General features: G+C 60.0%; 10 protein-coding genes and 1 pseudogene. 9 read left to right on the top strand and 2 right to left on the bottom strand.

What is annotated here, in order from left to right; translation table 11 throughout:
* The 5 genes and pseudogenes from QVP03_RS00150 to QVP03_RS00130 all read left to right on the top strand — a co-directional run.
* Nucleotides 1-371 (top strand): annotated as a pseudogene (locus QVP03_RS00150) (peptidase S41); the annotation flags it as partial.
* A gap of 75 nt (nucleotides 372-446) precedes the next feature.
* Nucleotides 447-761 carry a DUF3276 family protein gene (locus QVP03_RS00145; protein WP_022331681.1) on the top strand — a complete coding sequence of 105 codons (315 nt, stop codon included), beginning with the start codon at nucleotides 447-449 and terminating at the stop codon, nucleotides 759-761.
* A gap of 123 nt (nucleotides 762-884) precedes the next feature.
* On the top strand, nucleotides 885-1826 hold the full coding sequence (locus tag QVP03_RS00140; protein WP_018695981.1) for a DUF368 domain-containing protein: 942 nt from the start codon (nucleotides 885-887) through the stop codon (nucleotides 1824-1826).
* 2 nt (nucleotides 1827-1828) lie between these two features.
* Nucleotides 1829-2566, top strand: a complete 738-nt coding sequence (locus QVP03_RS00135) for a shikimate dehydrogenase family protein (protein ID WP_022331680.1) — start codon at nucleotides 1829-1831, stop codon at nucleotides 2564-2566.
* A 19-nt stretch (nucleotides 2567-2585) separates the two neighbouring features.
* Nucleotides 2586-3311 (top strand): energy transducer TonB, encoded by a 726-nt coding sequence (locus QVP03_RS00130; RefSeq protein WP_022331679.1) that lies wholly within the window; start codon nucleotides 2586-2588, stop codon nucleotides 3309-3311.
* Nucleotides 3312-3485: 174 nt separating this feature from the next.
* On the opposite strand, the gene QVP03_RS00125 is transcribed toward QVP03_RS00130, so the two are convergent.
* A complete protein-coding gene (locus tag QVP03_RS00125; protein WP_022331678.1) occupies nucleotides 3486-3695 on the bottom strand; it encodes a putative signal transducing protein in 210 nt (69 codons plus the stop codon).
* 125 nt (nucleotides 3696-3820) lie between these two features.
* Here QVP03_RS00125 and dnaE point away from each other — a divergent pair, with 125 nt between their 5' ends.
* The 3 genes from dnaE to QVP03_RS00110 are packed head-to-tail and all read left to right on the top strand — an operon-like array spanning nucleotide 3821 to nucleotide 8816.
* Complete coding sequence (gene dnaE, locus QVP03_RS00120) at nucleotides 3821-7477, top strand: DNA polymerase III subunit alpha (protein ID WP_022331677.1); 3657 nt, start codon at nucleotides 3821-3823, stop codon at nucleotides 7475-7477.
* Nucleotides 7478-7507: 30 nt separating this feature from the next.
* Nucleotides 7508-7822 (top strand): thioredoxin, encoded by a 315-nt coding sequence (gene trxA / locus QVP03_RS00115; RefSeq protein ID WP_018695986.1) that lies wholly within the window; start codon nucleotides 7508-7510, stop codon nucleotides 7820-7822.
* Nucleotide 7823: 1 nt separating this feature from the next.
* Entirely contained in the window at nucleotides 7824-8816 is a 993-nt protein-coding gene (locus QVP03_RS00110; protein WP_022331676.1) for an aldose 1-epimerase, read from the top strand.
* 248 nt (nucleotides 8817-9064) lie between these two features.
* On the opposite strand, the gene QVP03_RS00105 is transcribed toward QVP03_RS00110, so the two are convergent.
* Nucleotides 9065-9583 (bottom strand): nitroreductase family protein, encoded by a 519-nt coding sequence (locus tag QVP03_RS00105; RefSeq protein WP_018695988.1) that lies wholly within the window; start codon nucleotides 9581-9583, stop codon nucleotides 9065-9067.
* Between the two features lie 175 nt (nucleotides 9584-9758).
* On the opposite strand from QVP03_RS00105, the gene htpG reads away from it, so the two are divergent.
* On the top strand, nucleotides 9759-11819 hold the full coding sequence (gene htpG / locus QVP03_RS00100; protein ID WP_022331675.1) for a molecular chaperone HtpG: 2061 nt from the start codon (nucleotides 9759-9761) through the stop codon (nucleotides 11817-11819).
* Nucleotides 11820-11985 lie beyond the last annotated feature (166 nt).

Genomic DNA, 11985 nt, shown 5'->3' with positions numbered 1-11985 from the left:
CCAACCTGATCCGCCGCGGCGTGGTCAACGAATACGTCATTTCCTATATGGATCGGGAGCGTGCCGCACTGGAGAAGGCCTACCCCACGTTCGAGGCGTTCGACAAGGGGTTCGAGGCCGGCGATGCGATGCTCGAAGGGCTTACCGGGCTGGGCGGACAGCGCGGCGTGGAGTTCGACGAGCAGGGCTTCGCAGCCTCGGCGCCGCTGATGCGCATACAGCTCAAGGCGCTCGTGGCGCAGCGGCTTTTCGATACGGCGGCATTCTACCGGGTGATGAACCCGGCGCAGAACGAGGCCTACCGCCGCGCCGTGGAGATACTCGCCGATTGGGAGCACAAGGGGGAATCCCTGCTGGCGCCGGAAGATTAGGAGGGGATTTTTTGGGATTGCATGTTTATTTTGCTTATATTCGTTCAACCGAAAATAACCCAAACCTACTGCCCCATGACCCCTCACCAACCATCCCGCCGGGATGCGGAAGAATATGGAGACCAGATTCTTTCCAAAGCCGTGAAAGCCGGCCGCCGCACTTATTTCTTCGATGTGCGTGCCACGCGCGGCGACGACTATTTCCTGACGATCACCGAGAGCCGCAAGATGCAGAACCCCGACGGGAGTTTCTCGTACGACCGGCACAAGATCTTCCTCTACAAGGAGGATTTCGCCAAATTCTCCGAAGGGCTGTCCGAGGCCGTCGATTTCATCCGCCGCAGCAAGCCCGAATTTTTCGAGCGCAAGCCCGAACCCGCGGAAGGATGACGGCAGACGGCGGAATCCCCCGGCAGAAAACAGGTGCACGATTATGGAATTTCCCCTAATCGTGCACCTTCGTTTAGCAGATTCCCGCAATTTCGCTATATTTGTGGGCTAAATACCGATGATATGAAATTTACACAATATCTGCTGCTTGCAGCGAAGGGCTGCGCCATGGGCATGGCCGATGTGGTTCCCGGTGTATCGGGAGGAACGATCGCCTTTATTTCGGGCATCTACGAGGAGTTGATCGAGTCGATCAAGAGCGTGAACGGCACCGCCCTGCGGCTGCTCGGCACGTTGCGTCTGAAGGAGTTCTGGCGCCACGTCAACGGCCGTTTTCTGTTGCCCGTGCTGATCGGGATCGGGATCGCCATCTTCTCGCTGGCGCGGCTGATGACCTACCTGCTCACGCACCACCCGATTGCCATCTGGTCGTTCTTCTTCGGGCTGATCGTCGCCTCGGCGCTGCTCGTGGCCAGGCAGATCGGGCACTGGAACGTCCGGACTGTCGCCGCATGCCTGGTCGGCGCGGCCGCCGCATGGTGGATCACCATCGCCACGCCGACCGAGACCCCCGACACGTGGTGGTTCATCATGCTGTCGGGCGCCATCGCCATCTGCGCCATGATCCTGCCCGGCATTTCGGGCGCCTTCATCCTGCTCCTGCTGGGCAAGTACCAGTTCATCATGCAGGCCGTGGGCGACCTGAATATCCCGGTCATCGTGATCTTCGTCGTGGGCGCCGTGGCGGGCATCATCAGCTTTTCGCACCTGCTGTCGTGGCTGCTCAAGCACTGGCACGATGTGACGGTGGCTGTGCTGATGGGTTTCATGGTCGGCTCGCTCAACAAGGTGTGGCCGTGGAAAGAGGTCGTCGAAACCTACACCGACAGCCACGGCAAGATCATGCCGCTCGTCGAGAGCAACGTCGCGCCCGGCCGTTTCGAGGCCCTCACGCAGCAGGATGCACTGCTCGCGGAGGCCATCGTACTCTGCATCGTGGGATTCCTGGCGATTTACTGCATCGAACTCGCGGCGCGCATCGTCGTCAAAAAACAGGAGGAATAGCCATGCGGCGTTTCGGACTTATCGGCCGGCCGCTGGGGCACTCCGCCTCGGCAGCCTATTTCGCGGCGAAATTCGAACGCGAGGGGATTGCCGACTGCACCTACACCCTCTACGAACTGCCCGAAATCGGGGCGCTGGAGCGCCTGCTGGCGGAGACTCCCGACCTGTGCGGCTTCAACGTCACGATCCCCTACAAACGCGAGGTCATGGCGCTGCTCGACGACCTGTCGCACGATGCGCGGCTGGTCGGCGCCGTAAACTGCGTGCGCCGTACGGCAGACTCACGCCTCGTGGGACACAATACCGATGTCATCGGCCTGCGGGCCGCCTTCGACTGCCTGCTCGGGGGCGAACAGCCCTCGCATGCCCTCGTACTGGGTACGGGTGGGGCGTCGCAGGCCGTGCAGTATGTGCTCGCCGAGCGGGGCATCCCGTTCGACCTCGTGTCACGTGACGCCGCAAAGGGCAACTACACCTACGACAACCTGCCGTGCGAGGCCGTGGAGCAGAGCCGCCTCATAGTCAACGCATCGCCCGTGGGAACCTACCCCGCCGTCGATGCCGCGCCGCGAATCCCCTACGGCTACCTTACGCCCGGGCACTACCTGCTCGACCTGGTATACAACCCGCCCCTGACCCGGTTCCTCGACCTGGGGCGCCAGCGCGGGGCGCGCATACTCAACGGCGAGGTGATGTTCCGCCGGCAGGCCGAGGCTTCGTGGCGGATATGGAACGAATAAACCTTAAAACGAAGGGCATATGAAACGTACAGCGATCTTATTGGCGGCACTGGCCCTGTGGTGCGGTGCCGCGGCGCAGCAGACCCAGCCGCCCCGTTTTCAGGGCGCCGATGCCAAACGCTTCATGGCAAGGCTGATGGGCGAAACCGAGAAATTGGCGATAGAGAAGCAAATCCCGGCGTCGGAGCTTTCGCCGCAGGTCGTGGTCGCCTTTACGGTGGACACGGCGGGACGGGTGGACGGGTGGCGTTTCCTGGACAATACCTGTCAGGGGCGCGACAAATGCGATGCCGAGCCCGCGACGGAGCGTACGAAGCAGCTCGTGACCGAGGCGTTGGGGCGCCTCGAAGCGTGGACGCCGGCCCGGAAGGACGGTCTGTCCGTAAGTTATACCTGGCGGCTGACGATGCGCCTTCCGGTGGAGAAGATCGCCAAGCGGCAGGAGGCCGACCCGTTGCTGTTCATGGGCGGCGACCCCGACGAGACTTTCCACGAATGGGCGCGGGTGCGGCTGCGTTACGACGAGCGGTTCTCCTCGCGCGGCGTGGCCGGGCTGGTGCATGTGCGTTTCTACATCGAACCGGACGGGAAGGTCACGATCGGCGAGGTGCTCTCGTCGCCCGACGAGAAACTCTCCCGGGAGGTCATCCGCGTCATCAAGGCCAGCAAAGGTCACTGGGTGCCCCGCCGCGTGCGCGGCGTGCCGCAGCGGACGGCCTACGAGTACCGGATCAATTTCACCTGACCCGTGCGGCGCCGGACTGCGTGCCGCGTAAAATCGAAAAGGGTGTACGTGCAACCTGCACGTACACCCTTTTCGATGCATGGCCTTCCCGGACGCGATGCCGGTACGCGCCGTTCCGAACAGCCCTCCGCTGCCGCCGGCAGCCTGCCTGGCGCAGGACGGGCGGCGCCGTTTTTATCTGTGCTGAAGCATCGCCCTGGCCTTCTCGGCGTCCTCGGGACGCACGACGACCTGTGCGGGCATGGTGCCTATGGGGTAAATGGCCGACATATATTCGTTGCGGATCATCGACCAGATCCCTGCGCTGTCGAGCATGGATTTCGCGATCTCGGCTTCTGTGATGGTGTTGTATTCCGCCAATACAACCATGGTTTCGTCTTGCATAATCTCTCGGTTTTTGTTGGATACCTAAAGTTAGGAATTTTGTTGATAAAATGCAAGAGCCCTGCCACGAATTCTGCGGAAATATCCCTATCTTTGTTGTGCGATAAATTTGAAGAGTTACGACCATGCCTGAATTCGTCCATCTGCACGTACATACCCAATATTCGATCCTCGACGGCGCCGCGGCCATCAAGCCGCTCATCAAACGCGCCAAAGCATTGGGGATGAATGCCATCGCCATCACCGACCACGGCAACATGTACGGTGTCAAGAATTTCCACGACACCGCTACGGACGCCGGGGTGAAGCCGATCCTCGGCTGTGAGGTCTACGTGGTGAAAAACCGTTTCGAGAAGGACAAGGACGAGAAGGCCGGCGACCACCTGATCCTGCTGGCCAAGAACCTCGAAGGCTACCACAACCTCTGCAAGATGGTCTCCTACTCGTTTACCGAGGGGTTCTATTACAAGCCGCGCATCGACAAGCAACTGCTCGAACAGTACCACGAAGGGCTGATCTGCTGCTCGGCATGTCTGGGCGGCGAGGTGCCCCAGGCCATCATGCACAACGACATGGAGGAGGCCGAGCGCGTGGTGCAGTGGTTCAAGGGGGTCTTCGGCGACGACTATTACCTCGAATTGCAGCTGCATCCCTCGGGCGACCCGCAGAAGGATGCGGACGTCTACGAGAACCAGCTGCGGGTGAACAAGGCGCTGCTGGAGCTGGCCGCCAAGTTCGGCGTGAAGTACATCTGTTCCAACGACGTGCACTTCATCCTCGCGGAGGATGCCGTGGCGCACGACCACCTGATATGCCTCAATACGGGGCGCGACCTGGACGACCCTAACCGTATGCGTTACACGTTCCAGGAGTACCTCAAATCACCCGAGGAGATGGCCGCGCTGTTCCCCGACCACCCCGAGGCACTGGCCACGACGCTCGAGATCGCCGCCAAATGCGAGGACTACAAGCTCACGCACGCCCCCCTGATGCCGAACTTCCCGCCGCCGGAGGATTTCAAGATCGACCTCGCGGAGCTCCGCGAATCCTTCGTCAAGAAGATCGAGGACGCGGAGTTGCTGGCCAGGATCGGCGCCTGTGTGTCGGTCGAAGAGCTGGAGCGGCTCGTCGCCCATGACAAGGAGCTGTCGGACAGGCTGATGGTCGCCAAGCAATATTGCTACCTCGTAGACCTCACCTACAAGGGCGCGCACCGTCGTTACGGCGAGGTGCTGGACGAGAAGGTCGAGCAACGGCTCAAATACGAGCTGGATACGATCGAGTGGATGGGTTTCCCGGGCTACTTCCTGATCGTGTGGGACTACATCCGCGCCGCCCGCGAAATGGGGGTCTCGGTGGGCCCCGGCCGTGGTTCGGCCGCGGGTTCGGTGGTCGCCTACTGCCTGAAGATCACCAATATCGACCCGCTGAAATACGACCTGCTGTTCGAGCGTTTCCTCAACCCCGAGCGTATCTCGCTGCCCGATGTCGACGTCGACTTCGATGAGGACGGCCGCGCCGACGTATTGCGCTACTGCGTGCAGAAATACGGCCAGAAGCGCGTTGCCCAAATCGTGACGTTCGGCACCATGGCGCCCAAGATGGCCATCAAGGACGTTGCCCGTGTGCAGAAGCTCGCCCTCTCGGAGAGCGACCGCCTGTCGAAACTGGTGCCCGACAAGATCACCCCCGACAAGAAACACGGCGAGACGCCGTTCGATTTCGTATACAAGGAGTCTCCCGAACTGGCCGCCGAGCGCGAGTCGCCCAACCAGCTGATACGCAATACGCTCAAGTACGCCGAGAAACTCGAAGGCTCGATCCGCCAGACGGGCGTGCACGCCTGCGGCGTGATCATCGGCCAGGACGACCTCGAGAAGTTCGCGCCGATGGCCATTGCCAAGGATGCCGAGCTGAACGTGGTTGAATTCGAGGGCAAGGAGGTCGAGAGCGTCGGCCTGATCAAGATGGACTTCCTGGGACTGCGTACGCTGTCGATCATCAAGGACGCCGTGGAGAATGTCAAGGCGGTGCACGGCGTGGACGTGGACATCGACGACATCCCGCTGGACGACGCCCAGACCTACGAGGTCTTTGCACGCGGCGATACCACCGGCCTGTTCCAGTTCGAGTCCCCGGGCATGAAGAAGCACCTGCGCAACCTCAAGCCCAACCGTTTCGAAGACCTGATCGCCATGAACGCCCTCTACCGTCCGGGCCCGATGGAGTACATCCCCAATTTCATCGCCCGCAAGCACGGGCAGGAGCCGGTGACCTACGAGATCGCCGACATGGAGGAGTACCTGAGCGACACCTACGGCATCACGGTCTACCAGGAGCAGGTCATGTTGCTGTCGCAGAAGCTCGCCGGGTTCACGGGCGGCGAGGCCGATACGCTGCGTAAGGCCATGGGTAAGAAGAAGCGCGACGTGCTGGACAAGATGAAGCCCAAGTTCATCAACGGCTGTAAGGAGCGCGGGCACGACGAGAAGATCTGCGACAAGATATGGGGCGACTGGGAGGCGTTCGCATCCTATGCCTTCAACAAGTCGCACTCGACCTGCTACGCCTACGTGGCCTACCAGACCGGTTACCTGAAGGCGCACTACCCTTCGGAGTTCATGGCGGCGCTGCTGAGCCGAAACCTGGCGGACATCAAGCAGCTGACGCTCTACATGAACGAGTGCAAGCGTATGGGCATCCGGGTGCTGGGGCCCGACATCAACGAGTCGATGCGCACCTTCTCGTCGAACAAGTCCGGCGACGTGCGTTTCGGGCTGGGGGCCGTGAAGGGTGTCGGCGAAGCCGCCGTGGAGAGCATCATCGCCGAACGCAACGCCAACGGCCGCTTCAAGGACATATACGACCTGATGGAGCGCGTGAACTTCACGGCCGTGAACCGCAAATGCTTCGAGAACCTGGCCTATGCCGGCGGGTTCGATTCGATATCGGGCTTCCATCGGGGCAAGTTCTTCGGGGCGGATGCACGCGACAATACGGGCATTACCTTCATCGAACAGCTGATGCGTTACGGACAGCGTTTCCAGGCCGAGAAGAACAACGCCCAGCAGAGCCTTTTCGGAGGCGGCGGGCAGGTGGACATCCAGCGCCCCGTGTTGCCGGCGTGCGCCGACTGGACGCAGCTGGAGACCCTTGCCAAGGAGCGCGAGATGATCGGCCTTTACCTGTCGGCACACCCGCTGGACGACTATAAGGTCATCATCAACCACATGTGCAAGACCCAGCTCACGGAGCTGGAGAACCTCGAACCTTTCAAGGGGCAGGAGATCGCCGTGGCGGGCATGGTCGTGAGCGTGCAGAACCTGATGACCAAAACCGGCAAGCCGTGGGGCAAGTTCGTGCTGGAGGATTACAACGGCACGCACGAATTCGCGCTGTTCGGCAAGGACTACGAGAATTTCCGCAAATACCTCTTCGCGGACTATTTCCTCTTTATCCGCGGCCGCGTGCAGCCCAAGCCCTATAACGACAAGGAGCTGGAATTCAAGATCATCTCGATGGTGCAGCTCTCGGAGATGCGCGACACGATGATCAAGGAGATGCACGTGCAGCTGCCCGTGCAGGAGGTGACGCAGGAGCTGATCCGCGACCTGTCGGAACGTGTCCGCGAAGCTCGGGGCGAAACCCTGTTCCGGGTCAATGTCTACGACCGCGACGCGCATGTCTCGCTGAGCCTCTTCTCGAAGAGCTACAAGGTCAGCCTCACGCAGTCGCTGGTAGGATATTTGGAGGACAACGACATAAAGTATTCGATCGCATAAACTATACAAACAATTAAAAACCTTGTAATTATGGCTTTAGCAATCACAAAGGAGAATTTTCAGGAAGTACTTTCGTCAGAGCTGCCCGTCGTCATCGACTTCTGGGCCGAATGGTGCGGTCCCTGCCGCATGGTAGCCCCCATCGTGGACGAGCTCGCCACCGAGTATGAGGGCCGCGTTCTGATCGCCAAGTGCGACGTGGAGGAGAACGATGAGATCACGGCGAAATACGGCGTGCGCAACATCCCCACCATTATCTTCCTCAAGGGCGGGGAACTGGTGGACAAGCAGGTCGGCGCCGCATCGAAGGATGCGCTGGTCGCCAAGATCGAAAAGCTGCTCTAAGATGCTGCGCAGCATAGCGTGGCATGGAATGCGGGCCGTGGAGTTTTCGAAAGGGGACTACGCGGCCCTGCTGGTTCCGGACATGGGCGCCAACCTCGTGCGGCTGGCCGACACGCGGCGCGGTATCGAAATCCTGCGTGCACCCGCCGGGGATGAGGTCGAAGAGTTCCGGCGGCGCCCGCATGTGTTCGGACTGCCGATCCTCTTCCCGCCCAACCGCATTGCAGACGGGCAATACACGTTCGACGGGCGCACCTACCGCTTCCCGATCACCGACGCGAAAGGAGGCCACTATCACCACGGTATTCTCAAGAGCCAGCCTTTCGCCGTGTCGAAGGCGTGGGAAACCGCGGACGAGGTGCTGGTCGAATGCCGCTACTATTCGAATGCGGGGAACGATGCGATATTCCGCGATTTCCCGCACGAGTTCAAGTGCAAGATCGTATACCGCCTCACGGCCCGGGGGCTGGAACAGGAGGTGATGTTCGCCAACCGCAGCAAGGAGCCGATGCCCGTCGGCGTGGGGTTCCATACACCGATGCGGATTCCCTTCGCCGGAGGTGCGGCAGGCGATTACGTGATGCGTGCGGCGGTTGGAGAACGGGTTGAGCTGAGCGAACGTAACATCCCGACGGGCCGCAAGTTGCCGTTGTCGGAGAAGTTTGCCCGACTGCGCGGTGCGGGGTTGCAGGTAACGGACTGCGATCCGATCGAGGCGGCTTTCACAGTGCGCGAGATCGAGGTGGACGGCAAGCCGTTCCGCGGCGCGTTGGTCGAGAACCTGCGCACGGGTGTACGCACCTGCTACGAGGTCGACGGACAGACGACCTGCTGGACGATCTGGAACAACGGCGGCAAGGTGCCCTACTGTTGCCCCGAGCCGCAGTCGTGGACGACCAACGCCCCGAACATGCCCGACCCCGAAGCCGAAGGTTTCCGGTCGATCGCCACGGGCGGCACGTGGAGCATGAAATTCCGGTTGTACGCCAAATAGTTGTTGTTCCGGAATCCGGAACCGTGTCCGATGAAAACGGGCGCCGCAGGTCGGTATGAACCTTGCGGCGCCCGTTTTTCGGGGATTATCGGGGTGTCGGATGCCGGCATGGATGAATTCGGAGCCGATCCGGTTCATGGGGGCGGGACGCGGGCAGCCTCCGGCTCGACGGACGAGCGGACGGCCGCCGGGCATTGCCGCAGCACCCCGGCTGCGTTCTCCCGGATTGTTTTTAGCGGGGCAAGGTCTCAGAATCGTTCTTCGACGACCGTCTCCGACAGCGGCTTGCGCAGCAGCTCATGGCGGCCGGGGTCGGCCGGGATGCCGGCGCCGTAGCCCACGAGCAGGATATTCACCGGTTCGACATGCTCCGGCAGGTTGAATTCCGCGCGTACGGCTTCGGGTTTGAACATGCAGATCCACAGCGTGTCGAGCCCCAGCGACGCGGCGCAAAGCATCATGTGGTCGGTGACGATCGAAGCGTCGATGTCGCCGATCACCTTGCCGTCGTATTTCCGCTCCCAGGCCTGGCCGGTATCGGCGCATACGATGATGGCGCAGGGCGCCCCGAAATCGCGCGTGCAGCGTGCCAGGCGTGCCATGCCTTCTTCGGAACGCACGACGATGAGCCGCTGAGGCTGGCGGTTGGCGCCCGTGGGAGCCACGCGGCCGGCTTCGAGGATCGTGTCGAGTTTTGCCTGTTCGACCTTTTGGGCCGTATATTTACGGCAGGCATACCGTTTCTTGGCTAACGAGAGGAAATCCATAGTTGGTCGTGTGTTTGAATTCGCCATACAAATATAAGGCAAAACTCTCGCTGCGGCAACTTTTTTTCGGCATACCCTGTCATGCGCAACTGACAGTTTGGCAGGAATCGGGGGCTGGCACACGGTTTGTTGAAACAAGACAGAGACGAATCGAATCAAAATACAACGATAAACTATGAAAAACGGAAAAATCGGAGTAACGACGGAGAATATATTCCCCGTAATCAAAAAATTCCTTTATTCGGATCATGAGATTTTCCTGCGCGAGCTGATCTCCAATGCAGTCGACGCAACCCAAAAACTGAAGACCCTCTCGTCGATCGGCGAAATGAAGGGCGACTTGGGCGACCTGACGATCCGCGTTTCGGCGGACAAGGATGCCAAAACGCTGACCGTAACCGACCGCGGCATCGGCATGACGGCCGAAGAGGTCGACAAATACATCAACCAGATCGCTTTCTCGGGGGCCGAGGAGTTCATGGAGAAGTACAAGAACCAGGCGATCATCGGGCATTTCGGACTGGGGTTCTACTCGTCGTTCATGGTGGCCGACAAGGTGGAGATCATAACGAAATCCTGGAAGGAGGGTGCCAAGACCGTGCGCTGGAGCTGCACCGGGACGCCCGAATTCGAAATGGAGGAGACCGACGAGGCGCATGACCGTGGTACGACCATCGTCCTGCACCTGTCGGAGGATGCGCTCGAATATGCCGAGGATTCGAAAGTCGAGGGACTGCTGCGCAAGTACTGCCGTTTCCTGCCGATCCCGATTGCCTTCGGCAAGGTCAAGGAGTGGAAGGACGGCAAGTACGTCGACACGGACAAGGACAACGTCATCAACAACGTCGATCCGCTGTGGACGCGCAAGCCGGCCGACATTACCGAGGAGCAATACAAGGAGTTTTACCACGAGCTCTACCCCATGAGCGACGAACCGCTGTTCTCGATCCACCTGAACATCGACTACCCGTTCCACCTGACGGGCATCCTCTATTTCCCGAAGATACACAACAACTTCGAGATACAGAAGAACAAGATACAGCTCTACTCGAACCAGGTCTACGTCACCGACCAGGTCGAAGGCATCGTGCCCGAATACCTGACGCTGCTGCACGGCGTGATCGACTCGCCGGACATTCCGCTGAACGTGTCGCGGAGCTACCTGCAGAGCGACGCCAACGTGAAGAAGATTTCGAATTACATCACCCGCAAGGTCGCAGACCGGCTGCAGGAGCTGTTCAACACGATGCGCCCGGATTACGAGTCGAAATGGGACGACCTGAAGATTTTTATCCAGTACGGCATCCTCACCGACGAGAAATTCGCCGAGAAAGCGCAGGATTTCATGCTCTGGAAGAATGTCGAGGGCAAGTATTTCACGCCCAAGGAGTACCTCGAAAAGGTAAAGGAGAACCAGACCGACAAGAACAAGACCGTCGTGCTGCTCTATGTGGACGACCCCGTGGAAAAACACACGTTCCTCGAAGCCGCCAGGGGCAAGGGCTACGACGTGCTGCTGATGGACGGCCAGCTGGACAACCACTACGTCAACTGGTACGAGTCGAAAAACAAGGAGACGCGTTTCGTGCGTGTGGACAGCGACGTGATCGACAAGCTCATCCAGAAGGAGGACAACATCAAGATGTCGCTCACCGAAGCGCAGCAGGAGTTGTTGCGCCCGGTCTTCGAAAGCCAGATGCCCAAGGACGACAAGATACACTACAACATTTCGTTCGAGGCGATGTCGCCCGACGAAGCGCCCGTGGTGATTACGCAGAACGAATTCATGCGCCGTATGAAGGAGATGGCCGCAGCGGGCGGCGGGGGCATGAGCCAGTTCTACGGGCAGATGCCCGACAACTTCACCATCGCGGTGAACGGCAACCACCCCATCGTCGCGGACATCCTCTCCGATGCCGAGAAGGCCTATGGCGACAAGCTGAAGTCCATTACCAAGAAGATCGACGCGGCCGTGGCCGAGGAGAACCGCTTCGAGGAGGTTACCAAGGGCAAGAAGGAGGAAGAGCTTACCGCAGAGGAAAAGGCCATGCGCGAGGAGTTGTCGAAGAAGGTCGTCACGCTGCGCGATGAGCGCAATGAGCGGCTGCGCGAGATCGGCGGTGAAAACAAGCTCGTGAAGCAGATCATCGACCTGGCGTTGCTGACCAACGGGATGCTCAAGGGCAAGAGCCTGACGGATTTCATCCAGCGCTCGATTTCGCTGATCGAAAAGTAACGGGCAGGGGTTAATGAGGAGGGGGCTGCGCCGCAGGGTGCAGCCCCCTTTTATTTGCCGGCGGGCCGTAAAATACTTGTGCGGAAATAGTTGCGCAAAGGAATAAAAGGTTATATTTGTCATAACCTAAAACCCCGAATTACGAACTATATTAAAAAATGCGGAA

Source organism: Alistipes sp. CAG:29 (assembly GCF_000435435.1).
In the GTDB taxonomy this organism is placed as follows: domain Bacteria; phylum Bacteroidota; class Bacteroidia; order Bacteroidales; family Rikenellaceae; genus Alistipes; species Alistipes onderdonkii.
This window is presented reverse-complemented; position numbering and strand designations above follow the sequence as displayed.